The organism is Acinetobacter sp. YH12045 (genome assembly GCF_013419925.1).
GTDB classification, from domain to species: domain Bacteria; phylum Pseudomonadota; class Gammaproteobacteria; order Pseudomonadales; family Moraxellaceae; genus Acinetobacter; species Acinetobacter amyesii.
Genome location: NZ_VOZE01000001.1, coordinates 206,238 through 231,775, shown reverse-complemented (window position 1 = coordinate 231,775; position 25,538 = coordinate 206,238). Strand labels below are relative to the sequence as shown.

26 protein-coding genes and 1 pseudogene are annotated in these 25,538 nt (G+C 40.5%); 10 read left to right on the top strand and 17 right to left on the bottom strand.

The features are described 5' to 3' along the window. Nucleotides 1–28: 28 nt before the first annotated feature. The 11 genes from FTU02_RS01230 to FTU02_RS01180 all read right to left on the bottom strand — a co-directional run bounded on the left by FTU02_RS01230 (nucleotide 29) and on the right by FTU02_RS01180 (nucleotide 10,977). Nucleotides 29–1,000, bottom strand: coding sequence for a D-glycerate dehydrogenase (locus tag FTU02_RS01230; protein WP_180155376.1), 972 nt, complete (start codon nucleotides 998–1,000; stop codon nucleotides 29–31). A 20-nt stretch (nucleotides 1,001–1,020) separates the two neighbouring features. Then, nucleotides 1,021–1,668, bottom strand: coding sequence for a hypothetical protein (locus FTU02_RS01225; protein WP_180155373.1), 648 nt, complete (start codon nucleotides 1,666–1,668; stop codon nucleotides 1,021–1,023). A gap of 174 nt (nucleotides 1,669–1,842) precedes the next feature. Then, nucleotides 1,843–3,732, bottom strand: a complete 1,890-nt coding sequence (locus FTU02_RS01220) for a M48 family metalloprotease (RefSeq protein ID WP_180155371.1) — start codon at nucleotides 3,730–3,732, stop codon at nucleotides 1,843–1,845. A gap of 91 nt (nucleotides 3,733–3,823) precedes the next feature. Beyond that, complete coding sequence (gene purF / locus FTU02_RS01215) at nucleotides 3,824–5,362, bottom strand: amidophosphoribosyltransferase (protein ID WP_078193623.1); 1,539 nt, start codon at nucleotides 5,360–5,362, stop codon at nucleotides 3,824–3,826. A gap of 24 nt (nucleotides 5,363–5,386) precedes the next feature. After that, nucleotides 5,387–5,974, bottom strand: coding sequence for a CvpA family protein (locus tag FTU02_RS01210; RefSeq protein WP_078188866.1), 588 nt, complete (start codon nucleotides 5,972–5,974; stop codon nucleotides 5,387–5,389). A gap of 5 nt (nucleotides 5,975–5,979) precedes the next feature. Next, nucleotides 5,980–6,981 carry a quinone-dependent dihydroorotate dehydrogenase gene (locus FTU02_RS01205; protein WP_078188867.1) on the bottom strand — a complete coding sequence of 334 codons (1,002 nt, stop codon included), beginning with the start codon at nucleotides 6,979–6,981 and terminating at the stop codon, nucleotides 5,980–5,982. A gap of 90 nt (nucleotides 6,982–7,071) precedes the next feature. Then, nucleotides 7,072–7,551, bottom strand: a complete 480-nt coding sequence (gene gspM, locus FTU02_RS01200) for a type II secretion system protein GspM (protein ID WP_180155369.1) — start codon at nucleotides 7,549–7,551, stop codon at nucleotides 7,072–7,074. Further along, nucleotides 7,551–8,690: a type II secretion system protein GspL gene (gene gspL, locus FTU02_RS01195; RefSeq protein WP_180155367.1), complete on the bottom strand. Its 1,140-nt coding sequence runs from the start codon at nucleotides 8,688–8,690 to the stop codon at nucleotides 7,551–7,553. The genes gspM and gspL overlap by 1 nt, the downstream gene beginning before the upstream one ends. A gap of 27 nt (nucleotides 8,691–8,717) precedes the next feature. After that, nucleotides 8,718–9,173, bottom strand: coding sequence for a histidine phosphatase family protein (locus FTU02_RS01190; protein WP_078193626.1), 456 nt, complete (start codon nucleotides 9,171–9,173; stop codon nucleotides 8,718–8,720). A gap of 79 nt (nucleotides 9,174–9,252) precedes the next feature. Further along, on the bottom strand, nucleotides 9,253–10,326 hold the full coding sequence (locus tag FTU02_RS01185; protein ID WP_078188874.1) for an NAD(P)H-dependent glycerol-3-phosphate dehydrogenase: 1,074 nt from the start codon (nucleotides 10,324–10,326) through the stop codon (nucleotides 9,253–9,255). Nucleotides 10,327–10,386: 60 nt separating this feature from the next. After that, complete coding sequence (locus FTU02_RS01180) at nucleotides 10,387–10,977, bottom strand: nitroreductase family protein (protein WP_171525909.1); 591 nt, start codon at nucleotides 10,975–10,977, stop codon at nucleotides 10,387–10,389. A gap of 212 nt (nucleotides 10,978–11,189) precedes the next feature. On the opposite strand from FTU02_RS01180, the gene FTU02_RS01175 reads away from it, so the two are divergent. Then, a complete protein-coding gene (locus tag FTU02_RS01175) occupies nucleotides 11,190–11,579 on the top strand; it encodes a hypothetical protein (RefSeq protein WP_078188876.1) in 390 nt (129 codons plus the stop codon). Between the two features lie 98 nt (nucleotides 11,580–11,677). On the opposite strand, the gene rhlB is transcribed toward FTU02_RS01175, so the two are convergent. Beyond that, entirely contained in the window at nucleotides 11,678–12,829 is a 1,152-nt protein-coding gene (gene rhlB, locus FTU02_RS01170) for an ATP-dependent RNA helicase RhlB (protein ID WP_180003018.1), read from the bottom strand. Nucleotides 12,830–12,928: 99 nt separating this feature from the next. Beyond that, the gene (locus FTU02_RS01165) at nucleotides 12,929–13,141 is read right to left on the bottom strand and encodes a cold-shock protein (RefSeq protein WP_005014923.1); all 213 of its coding nucleotides are present in this window, start codon (nucleotides 13,139–13,141) and stop codon (nucleotides 12,929–12,931) included. A 415-nt stretch (nucleotides 13,142–13,556) separates the two neighbouring features. Here FTU02_RS01165 and FTU02_RS01160 point away from each other — a divergent pair, with 415 nt between their 5' ends. From FTU02_RS01160 to FTU02_RS01135, 6 genes are all read left to right on the top strand, one after another. Then, nucleotides 13,557–13,751, top strand: coding sequence for a sulfurtransferase TusA family protein (locus FTU02_RS01160; RefSeq protein ID WP_078189214.1), 195 nt, complete (start codon nucleotides 13,557–13,559; stop codon nucleotides 13,749–13,751). 142 nt (nucleotides 13,752–13,893) lie between these two features. After that, nucleotides 13,894–14,763 carry an RNA polymerase sigma factor RpoH gene (gene rpoH, locus FTU02_RS01155; protein WP_078188879.1) on the top strand — a complete coding sequence of 290 codons (870 nt, stop codon included), beginning with the start codon at nucleotides 13,894–13,896 and terminating at the stop codon, nucleotides 14,761–14,763. A gap of 169 nt (nucleotides 14,764–14,932) precedes the next feature. Beyond that, nucleotides 14,933–15,298: a DUF423 domain-containing protein gene (locus FTU02_RS01150; RefSeq protein WP_180155365.1), complete on the top strand. Its 366-nt coding sequence runs from the start codon at nucleotides 14,933–14,935 to the stop codon at nucleotides 15,296–15,298. 56 nt (nucleotides 15,299–15,354) lie between these two features. Continuing rightward, the gene (gene thiS / locus FTU02_RS01145) at nucleotides 15,355–15,552 is read left to right on the top strand and encodes a sulfur carrier protein ThiS (protein ID WP_180007313.1); all 198 of its coding nucleotides are present in this window, start codon (nucleotides 15,355–15,357) and stop codon (nucleotides 15,550–15,552) included. Between the two features lie 12 nt (nucleotides 15,553–15,564). Next, the gene (locus tag FTU02_RS01140) at nucleotides 15,565–16,350 is read left to right on the top strand and encodes a thiazole synthase (protein ID WP_111885685.1); all 786 of its coding nucleotides are present in this window, start codon (nucleotides 15,565–15,567) and stop codon (nucleotides 16,348–16,350) included. Nucleotides 16,351–16,531: 181 nt separating this feature from the next. After that, on the top strand, nucleotides 16,532–17,104 hold the full coding sequence (locus FTU02_RS01135; RefSeq protein ID WP_180155363.1) for a hypothetical protein: 573 nt from the start codon (nucleotides 16,532–16,534) through the stop codon (nucleotides 17,102–17,104). An 82-nt stretch (nucleotides 17,105–17,186) separates the two neighbouring features. Here FTU02_RS01135 and FTU02_RS01130 read toward each other — a convergent pair whose 3' ends face one another. After that, the gene (locus FTU02_RS01130) at nucleotides 17,187–17,798 is read right to left on the bottom strand and encodes a glutathione binding-like protein (RefSeq protein ID WP_078188886.1); all 612 of its coding nucleotides are present in this window, start codon (nucleotides 17,796–17,798) and stop codon (nucleotides 17,187–17,189) included. Nucleotides 17,799–18,013: 215 nt separating this feature from the next. On the opposite strand from FTU02_RS01130, the gene FTU02_RS01125 reads away from it, so the two are divergent. The 3 genes from FTU02_RS01125 (at nucleotide 18,014) to trmB (ending at nucleotide 22,578) form a co-directional block, all read left to right on the top strand. Continuing rightward, entirely contained in the window at nucleotides 18,014–19,456 is a 1,443-nt protein-coding gene (locus FTU02_RS01125; protein WP_180155362.1) for a SulP family inorganic anion transporter, read from the top strand. Between the two features lie 289 nt (nucleotides 19,457–19,745). Then, nucleotides 19,746–21,686 (top strand): sensor histidine kinase, encoded by a 1,941-nt coding sequence (locus tag FTU02_RS01120; protein WP_257232746.1) that lies wholly within the window; start codon nucleotides 19,746–19,748, stop codon nucleotides 21,684–21,686. A 175-nt stretch (nucleotides 21,687–21,861) separates the two neighbouring features. Next, a complete protein-coding gene (gene trmB / locus FTU02_RS01115; RefSeq protein ID WP_180023891.1) occupies nucleotides 21,862–22,578 on the top strand; it encodes a tRNA (guanosine(46)-N7)-methyltransferase TrmB in 717 nt (238 codons plus the stop codon). Nucleotides 22,579–22,681: 103 nt separating this feature from the next. Here trmB and FTU02_RS01110 read toward each other — a convergent pair. From FTU02_RS01110 to FTU02_RS01100, 3 genes and pseudogenes are all read right to left on the bottom strand, one after another. Continuing rightward, nucleotides 22,682–23,715 (bottom strand): annotated as a pseudogene (locus tag FTU02_RS01110) (GMC family oxidoreductase). Between the two features lie 215 nt (nucleotides 23,716–23,930). Next, the gene (locus tag FTU02_RS01105) at nucleotides 23,931–24,614 is read right to left on the bottom strand and encodes a class I SAM-dependent methyltransferase (protein ID WP_180155358.1); all 684 of its coding nucleotides are present in this window, start codon (nucleotides 24,612–24,614) and stop codon (nucleotides 23,931–23,933) included. Between the two features lie 62 nt (nucleotides 24,615–24,676). Continuing rightward, a complete protein-coding gene (locus FTU02_RS01100; RefSeq protein ID WP_180155356.1) occupies nucleotides 24,677–25,453 on the bottom strand; it encodes a Rossmann-like and DUF2520 domain-containing protein in 777 nt (258 codons plus the stop codon). Between the last annotated feature and the right edge of the window lie 85 nt (nucleotides 25,454–25,538).

The window sequence follows — 25,538 nt, the reverse complement described above, 5'->3', positions numbered from 1 at the left end:
GAATTATGGAGAAAACTGTTGTGATTGTTTATTCAAATTTTGGATTGACCACATAGCGTGGCGCACGCTCATGTACCAAAACATCCACTAGATTTTGATAAGCCAACTCTGCCATACGTTTACGGGTTGCCGCTGTTGCTGAACCCACATGGGGTAATGTCACGACATTGGCTAATGTAAATAATGGCGATTCTTGAAGTGGCTCTTGCTCATACACATCTAAGCCTGCTGCAAAAATTTGACCACGACTTAATGCATCGATTAAAGCGGCTTCATCAATCACTGAACCGCGTGAAATATTGACCAATACCGCATGCGATTGCATCAAGGCCAACTCACGTTCACCAATTAAAGCTTTCGATTCTGCATTTAAATCCACTGCAACGACCACAAAGTCAGCACGTTGCAACAAATCATCCAAATCGCAATATTGCGCTGATAACGATTCAGCCAATTCAATTTTTTCTCGGCGATTATGATAGAGTACATTCATATTAAAGCCGTAGCGAGCACGACGCCCAATGGCTGCACCAATATGTCCTAAGCCAATAATACCAATAGTTTTAGCAAAGACATCCATGCCAAATTGCTCAGGGCCCACTGTACGCTTCCACTGCCCTTGTTTGGTCCATTGATCCAATACAGGCACTTTACGTGCCGCACTCATCAATAAGGTAAATGCTAAATCTGCTGTAGTTTCCGTCAACACATGTGGTGTATGACTCAACCAGATATTTTTTTGATTTAAAAATGCTAGATCATAGTTGTCATAACCTACACTTACACTTGAGATGACTTTTAATTGTGATGCATGGGCTAAATTTGAGGCATTCAACAAACGTCCTGCACCAATCATGGCGTCAGCATCTCTTGAATGCTCAAGAATTTGCTGATTCACATCACCCAATTTAGGACTAATTTGGAAAACTTTAAATTGCTGTTCTAAACGTTGAATTATTTCTTGATCTATTTGACTAAAAACCACTACTTTTTTTTGCATAAATTTTCCATTTACGTAATTTAAGTATTTTGTCCTGCCTTGTTTTGCATAAATTGCCATAGGCGTTTTTTCAATAAAGGCTGTTCAATCATTTGCTGTAAAGATGCCAATGGATACACCTTCGCATGCTCTAAATGCGGAATATCGCCTAGGCAAATGACATTTTTATCCAAGCTCATCGCATCGATAAAACCCTGTACATAAGATGCTGCACCACGACCATCTTGCAAATTCACCCAACCAAAAGGCCACTGTAAGGCAAAAAAATCTGCACTGACTGCGCGCTGAATATTGCTCCACAAAACTTGCTGCTCTGCCGTTAATTCGGTGGCATCAATAACAATGACACAGTACATTAAACAGATGGCTTCTAAGTTAAACGAAGGGATTTGAACAATTGGACGAACTTCAACAGTTTGAACAACCTTTGGTTCATCTTTTGGTGCTTCTACAGGTTGATTTACAACAACATCAACGTTTTTTTTAAGCTCAGTCTGTGATGGAACAGGCGTTGGCTGAGGCGCATTTTTGAGTAGGATTTCAGAGACTATTTCAGGAGCCGCCTGATCTCGCCAAATATTTGAGCTAAATTGCTGACACGGTGCTGCCTGAGGAATCCATATATCAATTCCCATTGCCTCCATTATGCTTCGCTGATGCCCAATCATGCTTTCATTTTCACCTATTCAAGGCTTGATATTCTAACGGGATTCACGCTGTTTTGCTGAACTTTTATAAATCAATTAGATCATACTATTTCTTTAAAGATTCTGTAGACTTGCTCAGACTACTTTTGACTTAAAATTAAACAATTTATTCATAAATCAAGCCGCTATAAATAATTATACGATCATTAAACTATTTTTCTTTTGCATTAGTTCAACTATCTCAGCTGATTCAAATCCAATACGCCAATATAGTAGCTGCAAAACATCCAACTCATCTTGCGTGATAATTCGATCATTCCATAAACATATTTCAGCAACCCCAAGAATGCTTAACCGCTCACGCAGCAGCAGCCCAGAAATATCATTTAGGATTTCAGCCAAATCAATTGGCTCATCAGATATATCGCGATAGAACTCTAGTTCTTCTTTCGTTAAGATTCGATTGAGGATTTTTTCACGCACTTCGAGTTGGTTATCACTGTTAATTTGTTGCACATGCAACAAGGCATCAATCAAACGCACAATACTCGGTTTTACATCTTCTAAAGATGTAGGTGTATGTGCAGGCAACAGATTTAACTCATATTTCACTGTTTCAAGTAGTAAGGCATCGAGCAAACCAATTTCACCATCTTCTTGAATAATTTTGGCCAGCTTGGTTAAGAACTGCCGTGAAATCGTCGCAGGCATAGTGCCAATATTTTTACATGCCTCATGAAAAATGGAGATATGCACACGACCATCAAGATTCAATAAGGCATCCACAATCGCACGACTCACTTCAGCTTCAGTCGGAATAAACTCTCGATACTGACGAATCATTAAAATAGCAACCATCACCTCACGCGAACCCGTTGCTGTTTGCAAGGCACGTTGGATCAATTCAGGCCGCTGCCAATTTTCACGAATCTCGGGGTTCAACGGTTTAATTGCATCTCGTATCGCAAAACTAATCGGTGACAAGCGCAGTAAAGGTAATGGTTGCGGCGAGTTCCATGGTGTTGCAACATCTGGACTAGCTTCTTCTAGTGAACGGAATAAATAAAATAGCGGCTGGTTTCGCAGTTTTTTTAAATTTTCTAGTTGCAGGTCATGAATGAGCGCCGGATTTAATTCAAAAATACGCTGTTCAATACTTGGGTGAATATTCATCCAGTTTTGCGGACTGAGTGAGTTTGCAAAACACATATGAGAAATCGATTCCGCATATTCACTATGAATTTGCGAACCTGAATGATGCACATAAATCCTTAATAAGGTTTGAATATTGGCATCATTTTGAATCAGACGTTTAGTTTTCTGGTCATTACGATAGGTTCGAGAACCCAAAGAGATATATTTAATAAAGCGGGAAATCAAAACACCTAAACTACCGATCAACCAAATAACTGCGCCAATCGCAACAAAAAGGGTTTCAAACTTATTGTCCCGTGCTTGTCCATTTTTATAGAAGCCACGTTTTGCAATTTTACTGCCCCACTGACTAAAGGTCGTCAACCCGCTATATAAGATTTTCAAACGGGTATTTTCCGCAGCTTCCCCCGACAAGATTTTATTAAACTCATGGCTCAACAAACCATACATTTCCATCTCATCTAAGGTTTGTAAGGCACCCCAGGTTAAAATGATCGATGTATCTCGAGGGCTAAAACCTGCGGTGAGCGCATTTACACCTACTTCATCGGGTAAGACATAAAGTGCAGGAGTATCGATTAGAAAGGTATCTGCTAACTGCTCTGTCATACGCAGTGCAACACTCTCTTCAGGAATACTTTCTATCAGACTCAGACGACGCGCACCTAACTGTTTAGCAAGTGAATAACCACCTAAGCGAAAGGTGTAAAAATCATAGAGAACTGAAACCAACATAATCAGCAGTACAGCAGCCACTAAAAATGGGCTAAGAACATGCCAATAGATAGACTGAGTGGAATCATAATAATCCACAATTAAACCGACAATTACATTAATAATTGCGACGGTCAAAAACACTGCCGCCATACACATGGTGACAGGCCAAAACATATTCTTGTTTTTTATAAAATCATAACCCACACTTCTCAATGTAATACCCTTAAGCTACATTGTCTTTTGTTTGCTCATCATAAATGAAAAAAGCGGGAAATTCCCGCTTTTTCAGTATGTTTTCAGCAGATTATTCTTCGCGAACACCTGTTAAATCCACAGAAGCTGCATCAATGTTGACATCGATATAAGCTGGCTTTTCATTTTTTGCAGAGTCATTACGTTTACGCTCTAATGCTGCCAAATATTCAGCATCAATACCGCCTGCCACATATTTACCATCAAATACTGAGCAATCAAAGTCTTGTAACTCAGGGACTTTCTTGGTGCGTACTGCAGATTTCAGATCTTCCAAGTCTTGGAAAATTAGGCGATCAGCGCCAATAATTTCACGAATTTCTTCAACGCTACGTTCAGACGCAATCAGTTCAGATTTGGCTGGCATGTCAATACCGTACACGTTTGGATATTTCACCATCGGTGCAGCAGATGCAAAGAATACTTTTTTCGCACCCGCATCACGCGCCATTTGAATGATTTCATTACAAGTCGTACCACGTACAATCGAGTCATCGACCAATAGTACGTTTTTGCCTTGGAACTCTAGCTCTACAGGGTTGAGCTTTTGACGCACAGATTTTTTACGAAGTTGCTGACCCGGCATAATGAAGGTACGACCGATATAACGGTTCTTCATGAAGCCCTCACGGAATTTCACACCTAAAGTATTTGCAAGCTCTAGCGCCGAAGTACGTGAAGTATCAGGAATTGGGATCACGACATCGATATCGTGCTCATCACCCCATTCACGTAGAATTTTCTGAGCAAGTTTTTCGCCCATTTTCAAACGTGCTTTGTAAACTGAAATACCGTCAATGGTTGCATCTGGACGCGCAAAATATACGTATTCAAAGATACAAGGACGATATTCAGGGGCTACTGCACACTGCTTGGTCGACATCACGCCATCAGCAGTAATATAAATTGCTTCACCCGGTGCAATATCGCGCTCAACTTTAAAGCCAAGCGCTGTAATTGCGACAGATTCAGACGCAATGATATATTCCATACCATTTTCAGTTTCACGAGAACCGTAAATTAATGGACGAATACCATTTGGATCACGAAAACCCACAAGGCCTTGACCGGTGATCATAGCAACAACCGCATAACCACCTTTGCAACGTTCATGCACACGTGAAACCACGTGGAATACATCTTCAGCGCTTGGTGTAAGTTTTGCGCGTTTTTGCAATTCGTGAGCAAATACGTTTAATAATACTTCTGAGTCTGAATCGGTGTTCATATGACGTAAGTCAGTCTTGAACAAGTCATCATGAATTTCAGCAGCATTAGTTAAGTTACCATTATGTGCAAGCGTGATGCCATAAGGTGAGTTTACATAGAATGGCTGAGCTTCAGCACTGCTTGAAGAACCAGCAGTTGGGTAACGAACATGGCCAATACCATAATTACCCTGTAATGCACGCATATGACGTGTGTGGAACACATCACGCACCATACCCGTATCTTTACGCAGGAATAAACGACCATCCTGACAAGTTACGATCCCGGCTGCATCCTGTCCACGATGTTGTAACATCGTTAACGCATCAAACAACATTTGGTTAACAGGTGATTTACCAGCTATACCAACTACTCCACACATAGCAACCTCGCAGACAAGCTAGGGTTAATAAAAAGGATTATTTGTTGACTCACCCGATCCAGAACGTCCGTGCTTGTTCTGCGACTCAGATGGGAGGTCTGAAGATTTCTGAGCATCTTCAGACTGAATATGATGAAGTGCTTGATTTGCAGCATCTTTGGACAATTCGGTTGCCCAAGGCGCATATGGCAATAATGACTGAACCATTTTAGATTGTTTCCAATGTGGTGAACTTTCTACCCAAGGACCTAGCCCCTGCATAGTGATCAGCACCACCAACAATCCTTTTAAGCTTCCAAAAACACCACCTGCCAGTCGATTTAACGGACCGAGCTTTAATGTTTTCAAAATACTGTTCAATAACCATGTCGCGACCCAAGTCATGACTACAATCAACAATACAATAAATGCGAACGCGGCAATCTTCTGTACCACTGGATCTGTACTTAAAGATGTCATCGAAGGTGCAAGGACGGTTGCATACTTTGCCGCAATGACAAGTGCAAGAATCCATCCAATGAAGTTCGCAAAGGCTTTTACAAATCCTTGACGCAAACCGTTAAGCCCTCCAATGAGCAAAATAATCAGTATAAAGATATCAATGGTATTCATGATATTTACAATGCGTCTACGCAGTCTTTTACAAGTGTCGGACCTGTATATATGAGGCCACTATACACTTGTACAAGGCTTGCTCCTGCTTTTTGTTTCGCAACAGCATCTGCGCCTGACAAAATACCACCTACACCGATCAATGGAATTTGACCGTTTAATACTTTAGCAAAAGCAGCCAAACATGCCGTACTTTTTTCAAAGACTGGCGCACCAGATAGACCACCAGCTTCATCACCAAATGGAAGGCCTTCAACACCTTCACGTGACAAAGTCGTATTGGTAACAATCAGACCATCAATTTTAAATTTTAACAATTGTTGTGCAATAAAATTAATGTCTTCAGGTTCTAGATCTGGTGCAACTTTAAGTACTAAGGGTACATAATGTTGATTTTCATCCGCCAATTCGAGTTGACGTTTCTTGAGCGTCTCTAACAGTTCAGTCAAAGCATCACCGCTTTGTAAGCTGCGAAGATTTTTTGTGTTAGGAGATGAAATATTAACCGTAATATACGAAGCGTAGTTATAAACTTTTTCTAGACAAATCAGATAATCGTCAACTGCTTTTTCAACAGGTGTGACTGCATTTTTACCGATATTGATCCCAAGTACACCCTTAAATTTTGCAGCTTTGACATTTTCGATCAACTGATCCACGCCATCGTTGTTAAAACCCATACGGTTAATAATGGCTTTTGCTTTCGGTAAACGAAATAAACGCGGTTCAGGGTTACCTGATTGTGGAAGTGGTGTAATTGTACCAATTTCAATAAAGCCGAAGCCCTGGCTCGCCAGCGCATCGATATAAGCACCGTTTTTATCAAGACCGGCTGCTAAACCAACAGGATTAGGAAATTCGATTCCCATACATGTCACTGGTTTAGACGCCACGTTTTGACGCATCATTCCCATCTTGTGAGAAGATTTCAACAGCGATAATGTCAGCTCATGTGCACGCTCTGGTGCTAAAGTAAACAACAAAGGGCGGGCTAGAGAATACAACATATCTATAAAAGTCTACTGCTTTTTAAGTCGGCATATTATAGGCACAGCACAGATAAAACACCATGCTTAGCAGATCTTTATTTTTACCGATTATTGTACACTCGCTGTTAATTTAACCTGTCCTGCTTCAGAACTTAATTCCATCTTTTCAATACTTAAGCCCATTTGAACTAATTGCGTCAAAAAATTGGCCAGAATTGCATAATTTTCATGCATCACAGCAATCTGTATTTGCTCGCCGACTTGTTGAGATGCTACTGACAAGCCCTGTTGTTGCGATACACGCTGAACTTTTTCCAACGCGCTCAGTTGTGTATCACCTGCTGGTTTCATCGTGACGGCATTACTTTGCATCCAAACAACAGTATCCTTAAGTTCATTCACGCGCTTTTGTTGAAAATTTGCAGCTTTGTTCATATAAAACAGTGCCGAACCAATCGCTGCCAATACAACAAAAATCGTGGTAAAGATCACCATGACTCGTTCACGAGTAGAAAGCTGGTCTAAATAATCAGTGATGCGCTCAATTTGCCCATCTATTCGTTGCTGTAAGTTTTCCATTTTTGTCATTATTGTATTTTCACCAATCCAATCGCGCCGTTGGCACTTGGTTGAATATTCCCTAATTCGACTTTAAAACCTTGTTGTTTTAATTGATTGGTTAGGGTTTGTAGTACTTCTGCCGAATTGGCTTTTAGCTCCATATTTAACATCGAGGCTTCATAACTCACACGATTTGCAGAAATTTGGTTTTGCATTAGAACAGGACCAACACGGCTCAGTAAAGACAAAGCCTGTGCATTGCCCGTTTGACTCTGACGCAATTGTGATTCGAACTGGCTTTTCAGCGTTTGTTCAGTGACAGGATAGCTTTGACCAAACCAATATTTAAACTGATCAATCGCTTGTGCCGCAGTGATATTGGCCACTTTTTTGTATTGATACCAGCGAACTGCATCATAACTAAACTGAGTAATTAGAGCCGCAACCAAAACAGCTGCACATGCTTTCCAATAGCCACTCACACCCGTATTGGCTTTGGCTTTCGGCAAAACATTGAGTGGATGTTGTTTCGGTTTTTTTATATTGGGTAATTCATAATGAAAAGATTCAATGTGATCATGCGTTACAGCGGCTTCAAGACTATGCGTCTGATCTGAACTTAGATTTGAAATCTTATAGTTCGGCTGACCAATTTGATAATCTAAATACAATGCCAAATCATCAACAGACTGACCGACAAATTCACTATTTCGGACCAATAAATGACCGCTGACATTTGCCAAAACATGTTGCCCAGCTTCTGGGCTTGGCAAGACCAAAAAGTCAGGTAATAACGAAATGACTTTTACAGGAATTAGCGTCAAAGCATGCTGCATCGTTTCAACTGTACTATGCGCAATCCCCATGACCGTTAATTCATCCGGACTTTGAAAATGATGCAATACTTTCATTGCATCTAAAGGCAAAATGACATATTCCTCAAGTAAATATTTTACGCCGTCTGGGCCAAGTTTTTTATATTGGTTTTTTGGAAAATTTTGCTGAATGATTTGTACATCACGACTTGGAAAGAAAACAACCGCTTCCTTTCCCGCATGTGGCTGAATTTCCTGAATCAATTGTTCAAGTGTCGATGACTGCTTCCAGAAATCCCCTTCTGACCATTGCCAAACCCCATTGGCTTCGGGCATCCATAAATACAACATTAATTTTTCTGCCGTTTTAATTGGTTTTTATGTTGATGGTATAAACGTTTTAATTTGAGTCGATAACCCTGGAGCAATGACCGCTTGTTCATAAATACGCGCTTCTGCCAAAGCATAGGGATTAAAATATTCTGAGACTAAAACACTGGCCATATGTGCCACAACGTTCATATGGCACACCACCACAATAGACTCATACGGTAAATGTGACAACCATTCCACTGCAACTTTGGCATCATCTTCCGGTTTGATGGCATTACAAATAACCACAGGCACATGTGGAAAATGTTTTTGCAAAGATGAAAGTGTTTGCTGCGCCCGCAGTAGCGGACTCACCACAAAAACGTCTGGTTGAATTATATCTTTCAAATATGCTGCAGTTTCTGCCGCTTGAGTTTGTCCGCGCGCTGTTAAAGGACGCTTTTCATCATTCCCCATTACTGGCGGAGCAGCTTCGCCATGCCTAACTAATGTCAGTTGCATAAAATTTCCTTATTCTATTCCGCACATTATATACAGCCAGTATGACAAATCTATGTGTATTACATATTAATCTGCAAACTTAAACTTGCTGATGTGGTAAGACAAATTCAACATCACTACGATGGCCATTTTTCATCAATGACAATGCAATATTCAGTGCCGGCGCACCTTCAAAAATCACTTCGTACAATGCACTGGTAATTGGCATATATACACCGAGCTCTTCAGAGCGTGCGCGTACTTGCACAATGGTATTAATCCCTTCCGCAGTTTGTCCCAGTTCTTTGGTGGCTTGTTCTAAGCTTTTACCACTGCCCAGTGCAAAACCAACCTGGTAATTACGACTGAGCGGACTACTACAAGTTGCAAATAAGTCACCGACACCAGACAGACCTAGGAATGTTAATGGGTTTGCCCCTAATTTCACAGCAAAGCGGCTCATTTCGGCCAAAGCACGTGTCAAAATCATGCTCTTAGTATTTTCACCGACACCATAAGCCGCAGCCAGACCCATCGCGACTGCATAGATATTTTTCAGAGCACCGCCCAATTCCACGCCATGCACATCGTCACTTGCAAATACACGGAATAAAGCACTGTGTAGCGCTTGTTGAACTGCATAACGAACCAGCTCAGATTGGCTTGCGATCACTGTTCCCGCAGGCTGTCCCGCAACAATTTCCTTCGCCAAGTTTGGCCCTGAAAGTACACCATAAGGGACTTCAGGAAGTTCTTCACGAATAATATCGCTCATAAAACTAAAGGTATTGGCTTCAATACCTTTGGTTAAAGACACCACTGCTTGTGAGGTGATAAAAGGTTTGATCTGCTGTAAAACACTACGGAAAGAATGGCTCGGAATAGCCACTAAAATAATGTCACGATTACATACTGCTTTTTCTAAATCTGAAACAGCAAGCAAACCGGCTTCTAATTGAAAATCTGGCAAGTAACGTTTATTGATATGTGTTGCATTGATGTCCGCAGCTACCGCCTCATCACGAATCCATATCATGGTGTCACAGCCATTACGTACTGCGGTATTGGCCATCGCAGTACCAAAACTCCCACCACCCAACACCGTAACACGTAGTGCAGTTTTTTGGTCAACTGACACAGGGCTAACAAGACTTGCAAAATCAAGTTCTGACATTGTTCTTTTATCCTAATTTCTTTACTGATCGAACTTCATCAATCGATCTATTTTTCACTTTTATTGGTTTGCTTTATGCCAATGGCTTACAAAGTCAGCAGACTGTATTTCAGCACGAGGTGGAATTGCTTTCACAGCTGTACCGATATAAATAATGCCTGAAATCAAATCGTTTTCCGTTAAACCCAAGGCTTGTTTAAACAATTTAGATTCAACCACCGCCCCACTACGCCACATAGTTGAAAAGCCCTGTGCTTGTAAAGAGAGCAAAAAGTTTTGTACTGCTGCGCCTGAACTTAAAATTTGTTCGAAATGCGGAACTTTGGGATGATCTTGTAATTGAGTTAAAGCCAAAACCAATAGTGGCGCACGAAATGGATGGTGTTTCACACGTTCCAACTGCGCTTCTTCTGTTTGTCCAGTATCGGCTAAAGCATGTGAAAGCAACTCACCAAATGCTTCACGTTCAGTTTCAGGAATAATCACGAAACGCGTAGGCTTAAGACGATGATGATCTGGCGCCGTTAAAGCGGCTTGAAACGCATTTTCCAATTGCTCAGCATTCGGCGCAGGTTCAATTAAATGACCAATCGACTGACGCTGATGAATATTTTGATGAACTGTATCAACTGCTGATTTTAGAATTGACATCTATACACTGTACTTTAAAACGTTTGCTCAAGATTAGCATATTCTCAATAACTTACTCTAGAATGTTTACATCAGACTCGGTGCTTATTTGTTAAGTCAGCTTTATTCACAGATTTACTATAAAAAAACCGCATAACTTGTACAGCAGTTCCCTGTTCTATAAGAAATTTTATGTTCAAATAAATCAAATTGTTTCTAACTCGGGGCACCGCATGAAAAAATTCAACAAAACTGTTGCCATTGTTAGCACGCTAAGCGCAACTGTGCTTTTAGCTGCATGTACATCTACGCCAACAAAATCTTTAGCGATTCAAAAACCAAATAATCAATATGAAGTGACTGCCGTAGGTAAAACCAGTTTAGCGGCAAAAAATAATGCAATTGCAGCTGCAAATAGTACCTGTGGTAAAAATGCGACCCCTGTCGTGGTGGATGAAAAGCAAGAATACAATGGAGTTTTAAAAGGCGTGGTCGATGAAAAGACAGGTCAAATGATTCAGGCGGCGGCTGGCGTACTTGGCACCATTACTGGAAATAGCGGTAGCATCAGCAAAGATGATGATTACCAAACCGTACTAACCTTTAGTTGCCGTGCAAACTAAAACGCTAGTCTGTGATTTTGTTTTGTCATTAACTCAAAATGAAATAGTCGACATGAAATAAAAAAGCCTGCAAATCTGCAGGCTTTTTAGAAGCAAAATTAGCAATAACCGTCTAAACGGGTTAAAGGTAATTTTTGACCAATGGCTTTTTCAATTTCAGGCAGTGAAAAAGCATCATCTTCAGACAAGAAACTAATACTCACACCACGAGTACCCGCACGACCTGTACGACCGATACGGTGTACATAATCATCCGACTGTTCAGGAAGTGTGAAGTTCACTACATGAGAAACACCATCGACATGGATACCACGGCCCGCAACGTCTGTTGCAATCATGATGTTATGTTGACCATTTTTGAACTGATCAAGCATTTTCAAACGCTTATCTTGAGCGATTTCACCTGACAACATCACCACTTTATAACCGTCTTTTTTGAGATGATCATAAAGTTTACGCACTTGATCACGACGATTGGCAAAGATCATAACTTTTTCAATTGGTTCATCACGTAAGATGTCTTCCAGCAATTTATATTTATCAGACTTCGCCACCATGTAGACACGTTGCTCTACATCTGCATTAGTTTTTTTCTCAGGTTCAATTTCAACAGTTACTGGTTCAAACAACCATTGCTGTGCCAAATTTAAAACGTCATAACTAAATGTTGCAGAGAACATCAAAGTTTGTCGTTGTTCTTTACGTGGTGAAAAGCGCACGATACGTTTTACAGATGGGATAAAGCCCATATCTAATAAACGGTCAGCTTCATCAATCACTAAAAATTCTATTTGATCGAGCCAAACTTCTTTTTGTTCAACAAAGTCAATTAAGCGACCCGGTGTCGCCACCATAATGTCGACAAAATTACGATTTAATAGATTTTTTTGCTTATCAAAATCTACCCCACCGAGCAAAGTCATGACATTGAGATCAGTGTATTTCACTAATTCTTTTGCATCACTTTCAATTTGCAAAGCAAGTTCGCGCGTTGGTGCAAGAATCAATGCACGCGGTTCACCACGATAACGCTGTTCCTTAATTGGATTATTCAACAAGTCATTGATCACACTGACCAAGAAAGCCGCAGTCTTACCAGTACCAGTTTGAGCACGACCAATAGCGTCATGTCCAGCCAATGTAAATTTTAAAACCTTTTGCTGAATAGGCGTCATATCCTTAAAACCTAAAGCATCAATGGCTTTTTTAAGGTTCGGATGTAAATTTAAGGTTTCAAAACCTGATGACATATAGATGTGCCCTAATTGAATAATCACAAAATTGCTGAAGCATTATAAACAAAAAACGCCCCAATTTACATTGGAGCGTTTTTGAGTACATTCAGACGATTAGTCTAAAGGTTGTACTTCTTCAGCTTGGAAGCCTTTTTGACCTTTAACAACGCTGAATTCTACGCGTTGGCCGTCACGAAGTGAACGGTGGCCTTCGCCCATAATTGCGCGGAAATGAACGAATACGTCGTCGCCGCCGTTACGTTGAATAAAGCCAAAGCCTTTAGTGTCGTTGAACCATTTAACAACGCCTTGTTCACGAGCTGTCATAAGTTAATCCTTATCGTATTTAAAAAAGAAGGACCACCCGGTGTTGCAAACAGCAGACCAAACAAGGTTAAAAAAAATATTTTTATTTCTAAGCTTGTAATCATTCTGTAAAACTATCAACAAAATCCCGGTTACATCCAAATATATCAAGAGTTAAGAGGCTTCACAGCCAACAAAAATCTTAACAACGCAACGAGCTTAACACGGGTTTACCGCAATTAATAGATTTTTTTGATCTATTTTCCTTTTGAATATTCTTATTTTTTCACATCGTTTAAGTTATAAATCACAAAGGATTTTTACCTATTTTAGGTTGGGATTTGGCACTGTATTTGCTAATATTTCCATTGAAATGTAAACATGTTGGATCTGCTTCGTGAGTGACAGCCAAAATTCGCTTTTAACTGTAGATGCAATGGGTAAACCCTGCCCGATGCCACTATTGATGCTCAAAAAAGCTTTAAAGAAAAGTCCAGACCAATCTTTATTGTTAAAGTCATCCGATCCGCACAGCCAACAAGATGTATCACGATACTGTCAAATACATCAGTTAAACTGTGAAATGCGCAAAATTTCCGATTCTGAGTTTCATTACTTGATTGAATCTTAAAAAGATTCAGTTAAACTAAATTACTTCACAATTGAATAAAAGTTTACATTTCTATACCCAATTTTCCATAATTTACGGAAATATTGGATTAAGATGAATCTTAGTTATTGGGCTTACCCATTTTAATTCTCAAGGAGAAAACATGAGTGACAGCAGCAATCAATTGATGCCCCTGTCATTATCGGCACCTGGGGTGAATCTTGGTGCTTATATTAGTACTGTTAATCAGATTCCAATTTTATCGGCCGAACAAGAAAAAGAGCTGGCCGAACGTTATTATTATGACCAAGATTTAGACGCAGCTAAAATGCTTGTGATGTCACATCTTCGTTTTGTTGTACATATCGCACGTAGCTATGCAGGCTACGGCTTGCCACAAGGTGACCTGATTCAAGAAGGTAACTTGGGCTTAATGAAAGCGGTAAAACGTTTTGACCCAAACATGGGCGTACGTCTCGTATCTTTTGCTGTGCATTGGATTAAAGCAGAAATTCATGAATATGTGATTCGTAACTGGCGTATTGTCAAAATTGCGACCACTAAAGCGCAGCGTAAATTATTCTTTAATTTACGTAGCTTAAAAAAGTCATCTAAAAAATTAACTTTGGCTGAAGCACAGTCGATTGCCAATGACTTAAATGTAACACCTGAACAAGTCTTGGAAATGGAAGGCCGTTTAACCGCTTATGATGCTGCCTTTGAAGCTCAAGGTGATGACGACGATGAAGGTTCGACCCATGTCGCTCCTGCCCTTTATCTCGAAGATAACCGTTACGATCCTGCGCGTTTAGCTGAAGATGAAGATTACGAAGAACAAAGCACTTCAGCTTTACATGAAGCCATGGATCAGTTGGATGACCGTTCACGGAATATCTTACAACGTCGCTGGTTAGATGACGAAAAGTCGACGCTGCATGAATTGGCGGCAGAATATAATGTATCTGCTGAACGTATTCGTCAGTTAGAAAAAAATGCGATGGAAAAAATTAAAGTCGCAATGTCCTCAAACTAAGTTAAAGGCTTTTCCAGTCATTCTTAAAAAGAGCATTTCGATGCTCTTTTTTTGTTTCTGTATATTCTTGAATGACAGGCTGTAACACAAAAACTTTGGGCATTTTTGCTTTAATCCTGCACTCTAAATATGCTATGGTTATGCGCAAATTTTGTTAAGGTGAATGCACATGTGGATTGCCATTTCCGCACTTAACTTAGCTTTTGCTGTAATGCTTGGTGCCTTTGGTGCACACGGATTAAAAGCGCGCGCGACTGAAGCCCAATTGGCTTGGTGGCAAACTGCAACGGACTATTTCTTTTATCATGCATTGGGCTTACTTGCCCTCGCGATCTTATCCAAAGTCATTCCCCAACTTCCAATAAAAGTTAGTTTCCTACTCATACAAATTGGTATTTTCTTCTTCTGTGGTTCTTTATATGTGATGGCTCTAGGCTTACCACGTGGTCTCGGAGCCATTACCCCGATTGGTGGAGCGCTGATGATTGCTGGATGGCTCATATTGGCATGGAATGCGTTTAAATACGCAAAATAATCAACAGCAGAATTGGCCTTACTCAACAGGCAAGGCAGCAAGAACGGAATCCACAAATGCAAATCTATTTAAACGGCGAAGCTACACAAACCGAATGTGTCAACCTCTTGCAATTGGTTCAACAATTACAACTGGAAGGCAAACGCTTCGCTGTTGAAAAAAATGAAATGATCATCTCGAAAAGTAAATTGGAACAAACACCAATTACTGAGCAAGATCATATTGAAATTATTCATGCCGTAGGTGGCGGCTAAAATGGAGCTCCCATGGAAGATACACCCCTAATCATTGGTTCACGTACATTTAATTCACGACTTTTAGTTGGTACAGGTAAGTACAAGGACTTAACGGAAACTGACCAGGCCATTCAAGCCAGTGGTGCTGAAATTGTGACCGTTGCCATTCGCCGTGTGAATATTGGTCAACATCCAGACCAACCAAACTTGCTTTCAGTGGTTCCACCTGAGAAATATACGATTTTGCCAAATACAGCCGGTTGTTTCGATGCGAACAGCGCGGTTCGTACTTGTATGTTGGCCCGTGAACTCTTAGATGGTCACAATTTGGTTAAACTTGAGGTTTTAGGGGATGAGAAAACCCTATATCCAAATATTACTGAGACTTTAAAAGCTGCACGTACATTGATTGACGATGGCTTTGAAATCATGGTTTATACCTCAGATGACCCAATTGTGGCACAAGAACTGGAAAGCATGGGCTGTGTAGCGATTATGCCTTTAGGTAGTCTTATTGGCTCAGGTTTAGGTATTCTCAACCCACACACCATTTCGATCATTAAAGACAATGCCAAAGTACCTGTTTTGGTCGATGCTGGTGTCGGTACAGCAAGTGATGCAGCGATAGCGATGGAATTGGGCTGTGATGGCGTATTAATGAATACAGCAATTGCAGCTGCACAAAACCCTGTTCTGATGGCTTCAGCGATGAAAAAAGCAGTTGAAGCAGGCCGTGAAGCATTCCTAGCAGGACGTATGCCTCGTAAACGCATGGCAAATGCCAGTTCACCTGAAACCGGATACTTCTTTAAATAAGAACTCATTCACGGTATAAAAGAGGACTCCATAGAGTCCTTTTTTTGATTTTGAAAACCTGATAATAATGAAAATATCCCATATATTTTGTACTTTGAGTCTTTGTGTCGCATCTAGTTGGCTGTCTGCCCAAGTGCCCAGCACTGCCAAATCACTCGCGCCTCAAGGTTGGGACATTTTGATGGCTACGACTGGCGACCTAAACAAAGATCAAATGCCAGATATTGCGATGATCGTGGAAAAACAAAAAGTCGAAGTGGTGACCTATGATGACGATGGCAAAGTCGTTCATAACCATCCACGACAACTCATCGTATTTTTTAAAACCGCAAAGGGATATCAACGTATCGTTGAAAACAACAGTATCCCAGTCGCTCAGCAACCGAATTCATGCTTACTTGATCCACTTGCTGAAGCAGAAGACATCCAAATCAGTAAAGGCAATTTACTCGTTCATTTTAGTTATTTTATGGCTTGTGGTGGCTGGGAATGGCCCCGACATAGTTATACCTTCCGTTGGCAAAATCAACGCTTTGACCTGATTGGTTTTGACTACAGTAGCTTTCACCGAGCTTCTGGTGAAGAAACATCGAAAAGCTACAATTTTTCGACCTTAAAACGTAAGGAAATTGTAGGCGGCAATATGTTTGAAGATGCAAAAACTCAAACCAAATGGTCAACCTTCAAAGCACCACAACAGCTCACGCTTAAAAATATTAACTTTGATGATTTCTATACACAGTTCGAGTACTAAGTTGAACCTGAGCAATGCCAATCTAGCAATAAAAAAACCGCCAATTTCGGCGGTCTTTTTTAATTCAATTTGAATACACAACTTAAGGAATTAAACCTTCATCTCGCATCGCAATTTGAACTGATTGGCGCTCTGCAACTTTGTTGCGTAATGCAATGATATTTTTATATGGCGTTAAATCATGACCGATGCCATTTGACCAATTTGTCAGTACAAAGAGATAAGCATCTGCTGGGCCAAAGTTATCATCGACCAAATAGTCGTTATCCGATTCACCAATCGCTTTATCTATATATGTCAATAAACGATCAATTTCTGCATAAGCTTTTTCTTTAGCGTCTGCATCTAGTGGAGCACCAAAGAATACGGCATAAGCATCATGTAATTCTGAGTTCAAATAGCCAAGCCATTCTAAAACTTTGGCACGACCTAAACCAGATGGCGGAATTAAGTCTTGTTTTGGATCATGCTGTGCAAGAAACGGTAAAATTGCCACGTTCTCGGTCAAGATCAAACCTGGGTTAATTTCTAATGCAGGTACATAACCTTTTGGGTTGATCTCGTAATAATCTACCCCTTTTTCTGTTTTATGGTTTTTTAGGTCAACACGGACCAAATCAAAATCGACATTAATTTCATTTAAAATTATATGTGATGCTAATGAACATGCACCTGGAGAATAATAAAGCTTCATATCTGATCCTTGTTATGTACTATTCAATGTTTTAAATCTCTTCTGTCAAACTTTCAAGTGATCAAACCTGTAAATTGCAAAAAAGCGTAAATGCTGAAACACATATACTCATTGACTATTGTCCATAATCAAGAAGATTTCAAGTCAATCTGTTATGCATTTTTATACTCAGTTGTTTTAACATAGCCGCGTTTAAGATTTGATGAAAAGTTACCGTGTTACAACTTAAAAAAGAACAATGGTTTTCCAATATTCGTACCGATGTGCTTGCAGGCTTGGTGGTTGGACTGGCGCTAATTCCAGAATCGATAGCCTTTTCAGCCATCGCTGGGGTTGACCCTCAGGTTGGTTTGTATGCTTCGTTTTGTATCGCCGTCACCATTGCCTTTTTTGGTGGTCGTACAGCAATGATTTCAGCTGCTACGGGTGCGATGGCCTTACTTATGATCACTTTGGTCAAAGATCATGGTTTGCAATACCTTTTGGCTGCCACGGTTTTGACGGGTGTGATTCAGATCATTGCTGGCTATTTTAAAGTCGCAAAACTTATGCGCTTCGTCTCGCAGTCAGTGGTGTATGGTTTTTTAAATGCACTCGCGATTTTGATTTTTGTCGCACAGCTACCTGAAATGTCAAAGATGGATAGTTTGGGCTATGTCTTTATGCTTTTAGGGCTTGCGATTATTTATCTGTTTCCATATCTACCTAAAATTGGCAAAGCCATTCCATCACCGCTGATTTGCATTATTGTCCTCAGTGGCTTGGCATTATTTTTAGGTGCTGACCTGCGTACTGTGAGTGATTTGGGTAAGTTTCCAGAGACTTTACCTATTTTCTTGATTCCTGAAATTCCTTTTAATCTTGAAACCCTCACGATTATTTTTCCCTATTCCATTACCCTAGCAACAGTTGGCCTATTAGAAACCATGATGACCACGACAGTGATCAATGAAGTCACTGGAACTGAAGGTGATCGTCATCAGGAATGTCGTGGTCAAGGGATTGCCAATATAGTCAGTGGCTTTATGGGCGGCATGGCTGGATGTGCCATGATTGGGCAGTCGATTATTAATGTCAGCTCTGGTGCGCGAACTCGCCTCTCCACTTTGGTTGCAGGTGTATTTTTGTTGTGCTTAGTGGTGTTCTTAAAAGACTGGTTGGCGTATGTCCCAATGGCGGCCTTAGTCGCAATTATGGTTATGGTATCGTTTACCACTTTCCAATGGAAATCAGTCAAGCAATTTTCGAAGCATCCGATGTCTTTTAATGTCGTAATGATTGCTGTGGTGATCGTGGTGCTTGCAACACATAATTTAGCCCTTGGCGTATTGGTTGGTGTGCTCCTCTCTGCGTTGTTTATTATCAATCAACTAGAAAGTTCGGTAAAAGTCACATCAGAACTTAAAGACAAAGTCCGTAGTTACACGGTCTATGGGCAAATTTTCTTTAGTAGCTCTGAGAGTTTTTATCAATTTTTTGATTTTCAGGAGAGGGTTCGTCATGTTCGAATTGATCTGAGTCATGCACATATTTGGGATATTACTTCCGTTAATATTTTGAAGAATGTCGTGCAAAAATTTGAATCACAACAGATTCAAGTAGAGGTTTTTGGCTTAAATGAAGCAAGTAGCACTTTACTCGACCGTGTCAGTGACTAATGGATTTTTGAAATATTCACTTTGAATCCAATCAATTTTCAATAAAGTGTGACCTATTGAAACCCTATTCAGGATGTATATAGCAAAGGGTTTCAATAATCAAAGTCTCATTTGTAATGACATTACATCAAATACCAAGCCTATAAAAAAGAGAAAAATTCACCATTCATTCGATTTAACTGTATAATTCATCTCATAAAATTATAACTATCAATAATAAAACAAAGATTTGATCTGACTTTCTATTTATTTTTTTAAATTGTGGATACACAAAATTGGGGGAATTTTGATGGTATGGTTTTGGTCACGACACTGCATTCAAGCAAATCGGCTGCTGGTCTTAGCGAGTCTATTTTGCCTGCTATGTTGTATCGCTATACCCAGTTTTGCCAATGCCACCCCACAGATCTCAAGCAGTCATTGTCCTGTTGAAATTACCCATATTGCCACAGCTAAAAGCGCTGTCGAGCAAGAGCGCCCACGTACAGGTTGGCAAAATCTGCAAAAGCTTCCAGACACATGGAATAAACGTTGGCCGGACTATCATGGTATCGCTTGGTACAAAATCCAATTTAAGTTGAACTGTGACCTCCATCAGTTAAATCAACCCATTGCTATCGCTATACAAGGCATCACCCAAAGTGGACGGGTTTACATCAACGATGCCCTACTTTGGCAAGATTACATTTCAGCAGAACATTTTTCGCGAAGCCAACATCAACCTAGACTGTTGAACTTACCTAGCTCGAGTTTAAAGCAAGGTGTAAATACCATTTGGGTGCAAGTGTATGGTTCGGTGACCCAAAAATCAGGACTCAGTTCAGTTCAAATTGGGGATTACCAGCAAGTCTATGACACCTTTAAAATTTGGTTACTCGAACAACGACAATTAGTCGAACTGAATACGATGATTAATTTCGTCGTGGCCGTGTTCTTTTTTTTAGCATGGCTCGCCAATCGTAATGAAAGAGCTTACTTATGGTTAACCATTACAGGCATGGCTTGGGTATTTTATAGCCTGTGTATTATTTTTAATGGGCCAATTGCATTACTAACCACCGTACAGGTCGATCGTCTACAAAATATTATTTTCTGTTTTTATACGGTTTTTGGCTGTATTGGTGCGTGGTATTTTGCAAACCATCCTTTCCCGAAAATTCAAAAGCTGTTATTAAGCCTTGCCACTATCGCAGCACTCTGTATCGGTTTTGCACCAGAGGCTTATTTAAAGACTGTCATCCAAATTTGTTTTAGCTTCTTTGTTTTGGTCTTTGTGGCCAAATGTATTAGCTATCCGTACTTGGCGTATAAAGCAAAAATGGCCGAAACCTATTTGCTTGCAACGCTGTATCTGATTTATTTACCGATTGCGGTACATGATGCGCACTTTATGATGACCATGGAAGGTCATGCGCTCTCGCCCTATACCGGGCCAGTGACTACCCTCGTCTTGGGCGGTGTACTGGCTTTGCGTTTAGCTCGACACACCCGTCAAATTGAGCGTTTTAATAAGACCTTAACTGAAAATGTTCAACGAGCTGAACTGAAACTCGCCACTTCACTTGGTCAACAACATCAACTCGCACTTGAAAATGCACGACTTCAAGAACGAATTCATTTATCTCATGACTTACATGATGGTTTAGGCGGATCAATTGTCCGTTCAATTTTACTGTTAGAACAAAATGACAAAATTGAAAAACCACAAATCATGTCGATGCTTAAACTGTTCCGAAATGATTTAAGACAAGTCATCGATTCAGGTTCGAGTATAGGAACGAAAGTTCCAGACACCCCGATCGAATGGGCGGCACCGATTCGCCATCGCTTTGTACAGCTCTTTGAAGAATTAGACATGAGCTCGAGCTGGAAAATTGCTGCCGAATGGATTCACTCACCTTCTGCGACCCAATGTCTCAATTTGACTCGTGTCGCAGAAGAAACCCTAACCAACATTTTAAAGCATAGTCGGGCTAGCAAAGTTCAAGTCAGTTTGTTCGAAACAGAGACTCAACTGATATTACGTATTGAAGATAATGGTATCGGCTTCAACCCTGACGAAGTTGAACAAGGTCTACATGTTGGTCTACATAGTATGCAAACACGAATCCATCGTATCGGTGGTGAATTTAAAATACAGTCACAGCTGGGTTGTACCGTTCTTGAGGCCATTTTACCGTTTAAACCTGATGATACAGATAGTGAAGATCTTGACGATAAAATCGCCTAGCTTAATGTTATTTCATCGCTTTTGAGCTGAGTAATTCACTGTACATTGCAAATCCTCGGCACGGCTTCCGTCGGTGAGATTGAGCAAAAAGAGGATATATTCACGGTAAAAAATTTGACTTGTGCATCTCAGGACTTAAAATACCGCATTCGAATTTTTTACATTTGCCAAAGTTATGTCGAACGATCAATTAGACCAGCACGCAGTAGATCTGGATAACCTAAACGAACACCGTGAAATCGTGACGTTTATGCGCCGCTCTGCGCCACTTAATACTTCGCAACGTACTGCGCTGGAACAATATGGTCATCTAATTTTGGAATATCCTGTTGGGGATTTGCGTCAGCATTTTGAACACCCTGAACGCCCATTAACTGTTGAGATCGGTTTTGGTATGGGGCGTTCTTTGGTACTGATGGCAAAAGCAAACCCAGAACGTAACTTTGTCGGCATTGAAGTACATGTTCCGGGTATCGCTCAATGTGTGTATGAAGCAGGTCTTGCAGGGTTAACTAACCTTCGAGTATTGGATGCTGATGCCATCCAAGTGCTACGTGAAATGCCAGACAACAGTATTAACACTGTGCAATTATACTTCCCAGATCCATGGCAGAAGAAACGTCATTTCAAACGTCGTTTTGTATCTCATGACCGTATGCCATTGGTTGAAGAAAAATTAGAAATCGGCGGCACATTCCACTCAGCGACTGACTGGGAACCGTATGCGGAATGGATGATCGAAGTTCTTGAAGAACGCCCACGTCTTGAAAACCTTGCAGGTAAAGGCAATAGCTACCCTCGTCCAGACTGGCGTCCACAAACTAAGTTTGAACGTCGCGGAATTGAAGCAGGCCATAAAATTAATGACTTCATCTTCAAAAAAGTATATTAATTTTTGAATGAAGCAAAAAACCACCGTTAGCGGTGGTTTTTTATTGCTGTTTTTGATCTAAGATTTATCTGTGTTGTATCAAATCATATAAAACGAATAACCACTAAGCTACTTGCGCTTGGAGCTGACTTTGTCGAATCATATCCACGGCTTTTTCAGCAATCATCATTGTCGGCGCATTGGTATTGCCATTCACCACAGAAGGCATGATGGAAGCATCGACGACACGAAGGTTTTGAATGCCGTAGACTTTCAATTCAGGGTCAACCACAGACATCTCATCCACACCCATCTTACAACTACCGACAGGGTGATAAACCGTATCCACACGCTGACGTAAGATTGCACGTATGTCATCATCGGTTTTGACCAGTGAGGTAAATAAATCTTGCTGATAATGACTCGATAAAGACGGCGACATCATCAATTGCTGCGTCAACTTAAAACCTTGTACCAAATCTTCTAAATCCTGTTCATCCCCTAAAAAGTTTGGATCAATCAATAATGGATCATTTCTAAATGCGGAAACAAATAAGCACGCGCCACACTACAACGCTCTCCATTGATATGTGTTACCTGATAAACCCCTAAGCCTTCTTGTTCTGCGCCATTAAAATCATCAAGGACTTTATGGCCTTGCGCACGAGCCGCTTCGGTATAGCGTTGATGGAAAATATTGTCACTTTGTACATCTGTAACAGATAGAGGGCCGTCATTACCGTGGAATTCATTGTGTATTCGGTTGTTATTTTCTGAGCGAATAAAATAGGCCAAGACCTCGTCGTATGACCAGCCAGTATTTCCCTGTGCCGCCCATTGATCATAGTCATTTTTATGTCCACGAATATAAATCATGGCATTAATACTCGATGAACCACCAAGGCATTTTCCACGTGGTTGATAGCCTTTACGACCATTCAAGCCAGCTTGAGGCACAGTTTCAAAGGCTCAATTATTGATCTTGGTCGGCAAGCTCACCACGCATGCAGCTGGAATATTGACCGTCCACTGATCACCTTGCCCACCTGCTTCTAATAAGCACACAGATATATGTGGATCTTCACTGAGGCGTGCAGCCAGTACGCACCCCGCACTTCCACAACCAATCACAATGTAATCAAATTCCATTTTTGACATTATTTTCATACAATTGATTCTTTTTATAAATGCACAATAAGGGATTTAACCCTGACTGAAAAGTTTCTTTCTTAAAATAATGAGCGCGATACCGAGCAAGAAAAAATGAGACTATTGATCAAAATTTTGATGCAAGTTTCACTCATGCAACGTAGTAACTATATCGGTGAAAATGATCGATAAACTTAATACACTCAAACTTGGTCTTTATTCTTTTAATCCATAGCCGTTTTAAATGCACTGTAAGCCGCATAGCTAAAGATTTGACTGAAACAATAAATTTGATCAAAGCCTATTTCCGTCAGTAAGCTTTGATAGTGCTGCTGGCTAATCAGTTCAAAATCATCTTCTAAACGCTGCATCATTTTTGTCGCTTGCGCAGTAGATAAACCTTGCATTTGGCAAAATTCAGGCAGGACACGCTGCTCAAAATTCGAATGAGTTTGCATCAAGTCAAAACTTAAAAAAATGCCATGCGGTTTAAGTAATTCAAAAGCTTTAGTTAAAAATTCATTTTTTTCGGACAATGGAATGAAATGCGTCACCAAGATACTCAGCACCGCATCAAAACAACTCGCCTGCTCAAAAGCAGTATGACTGCCCAAAACAAATTTGACGCGATGCAACTGTCCAGCAGCTTCAACACGTTGGCGTGTTTGATTCAGCATATTTTCAGATAATTCTGTAACGGTAAATGACCATGTTGGATTCAAGGCCATGAGATAACCCAATTCATAGCCCGTCCCACATCCAATAATCAGTACATGGGCATCTTCAGCGACATGGCAATTCAACACCGCCTGAATCTGTTGATGGACAAGTTCATAGCCGGGAATTAATTTTCTTATATGTGCATCATAACTTTCGACCACTTGTGGGCTATTAAAATCTTTTGCCATGTAACATCCTGATTGACATGTATGTCTAAGCTAATAAATATTCATTGTTCTATATGGATTGTTTATTTCTGATGATGCTCAAGAATCTGCTGACTCAACATTTCATAGACCGCTTTCAGGTCGACTTGATCAGCTTGCTCAAGCATATTGGCATGCATCTGCATGATATTTTGATCTCCACGCATTGCAGGGCCTGTTTGCATGTTCCGTGGTTCAGCCTGAGTGGCTTTCTTCGCTGTCTCTAAAATCAAAGGATAAAGCAAGCTAAAATCGACGTGTTTTGCATCGACAATCTGCTTTGCCATGTCATAACAATAATTACTAAAATTACAGGCAAACACCGCAGCGAGATGCAAACTCAAGCGCTGTGCCGAATCATATTGATAAACCCTTTGGCTAATGCTGTTTGCTAAATCTGTAAGTGTCGTCAAATCTGTAGAATCCGACGCTTCTACAAAGATCGGTGTCGACGTCCAGTCCACATCTCGATCTAAACTAAAAGTTTGTAAAGGATAAAACACCCCTGCTCGCGAATGCTGTTGGGTCAGTACCGTGATATTGGTGCTACCTGACGTATGCACAATCAAAACTTGTGGCAAATAAGCTTTCACTTGATGAATAACGGTTGCAATCGATTGGTCGCTCACCGCAATGATCAAAAGATCAATCTCAGCATTCAACTTAGCTGGGTTATGAATAGCTTCTGCACCTACTCTGGCTGCAAGTTTTTCTGCCTTTTCAAGATTTCGCGCATAAACTTGCACAATGTGATGTTGTGGATGAAGCACATTGAGCAAATGATGTGCAACCCGACCTGCACCCACAATACTGATTCGCATATAGTTCTAACTCATTTTGGATGGCTACAGCATGTCAGGAAAATTTCCGACGTGCAAATCGAGTCGTATTGATAGAATGATTTAT

Bases quoted from the DNA above. Each gene is read 5' to 3' on its own strand.
- FTU02_RS01120 (WP_257232746.1), top strand. From the start codon at position 19,746: ATGGTATGGTTTTGGTCACGACACTGCATTCAAGCAAATCGGCTGCTG.
- FTU02_RS01180 (WP_171525909.1), bottom strand. From the start codon at position 10,977: ATGTCAATTCTAAAATCAGCAGTTGATACAGTTCATCAAAATATTCAT.
- FTU02_RS01150 (WP_180155365.1), top strand. From the start codon at position 14,933: ATGTGGATTGCCATTTCCGCACTTAACTTAGCTTTTGCTGTAATGCTT.
- purF (WP_078193623.1), bottom strand. From the start codon at position 5,362: ATGTGTGGAGTAGTTGGTATAGCTGGTAAATCACCTGTTAACCAAATG.
- FTU02_RS01175 (WP_078188876.1), top strand. From the start codon at position 11,190: ATGAAAAAATTCAACAAAACTGTTGCCATTGTTAGCACGCTAAGCGCA.
- FTU02_RS01105 (WP_180155358.1), bottom strand. From the start codon at position 24,614: ATGGCAAAAGATTTTAATAGCCCACAAGTGGTCGAAAGTTATGATGCA.
- FTU02_RS01165 (WP_005014923.1), bottom strand. From the start codon at position 13,141: ATGACAGCTCGTGAACAAGGCGTTGTTAAATGGTTCAACGACACTAAA.
- FTU02_RS01185 (WP_078188874.1), bottom strand. From the start codon at position 10,326: ATGTCAGAACTTGATTTTGCAAGTCTTGTTAGCCCTGTGTCAGTTGAC.
- trmB (WP_180023891.1), top strand. From the start codon at position 21,862: ATGTCGAACGATCAATTAGACCAGCACGCAGTAGATCTGGATAACCTA.
- rpoH (WP_078188879.1), top strand. From the start codon at position 13,894: ATGAGTGACAGCAGCAATCAATTGATGCCCCTGTCATTATCGGCACCT.
- rhlB (WP_180003018.1), bottom strand. From the start codon at position 12,829: ATGTCATCAGGTTTTGAAACCTTAAATTTACATCCGAACCTTAAAAAA.
- gspL (WP_180155367.1), bottom strand. From the start codon at position 8,690: ATGTTGTATTTATGGATGCCCGAAGCCAATGGGGTTTGGCAATGGTCA.
- FTU02_RS01100 (WP_180155356.1), bottom strand. From the start codon at position 25,453: ATGCGAATCAGTATTGTGGGTGCAGGTCGGGTTGCACATCATTTGCTC.
- FTU02_RS01135 (WP_180155363.1), top strand. From the start codon at position 16,532: ATGGCTACGACTGGCGACCTAAACAAAGATCAAATGCCAGATATTGCG.
- FTU02_RS01230 (WP_180155376.1), bottom strand. From the start codon at position 1,000: ATGCAAAAAAAAGTAGTGGTTTTTAGTCAAATAGATCAAGAAATAATT.
- FTU02_RS01190 (WP_078193626.1), bottom strand. From the start codon at position 9,173: ATGCAACTGACATTAGTTAGGCATGGCGAAGCTGCTCCGCCAGTAATG.
- FTU02_RS01160 (WP_078189214.1), top strand. From the start codon at position 13,557: ATGGGTAAACCCTGCCCGATGCCACTATTGATGCTCAAAAAAGCTTTA.
- FTU02_RS01210 (WP_078188866.1), bottom strand. From the start codon at position 5,974: ATGAATACCATTGATATCTTTATACTGATTATTTTGCTCATTGGAGGG.
- FTU02_RS01140 (WP_111885685.1), top strand. From the start codon at position 15,565: ATGGAAGATACACCCCTAATCATTGGTTCACGTACATTTAATTCACGA.
- FTU02_RS01205 (WP_078188867.1), bottom strand. From the start codon at position 6,981: ATGTTGTATTCTCTAGCCCGCCCTTTGTTGTTTACTTTAGCACCAGAG.
- gspM (WP_180155369.1), bottom strand. From the start codon at position 7,551: ATGACAAAAATGGAAAACTTACAGCAACGAATAGATGGGCAAATTGAG.
- thiS (WP_180007313.1), top strand. From the start codon at position 15,355: ATGCAAATCTATTTAAACGGCGAAGCTACACAAACCGAATGTGTCAAC.
- FTU02_RS01225 (WP_180155373.1), bottom strand. From the start codon at position 1,668: ATGATTGGGCATCAGCGAAGCATAATGGAGGCAATGGGAATTGATATA.
- FTU02_RS01130 (WP_078188886.1), bottom strand. From the start codon at position 17,798: ATGAAGCTTTATTATTCTCCAGGTGCATGTTCATTAGCATCACATATA.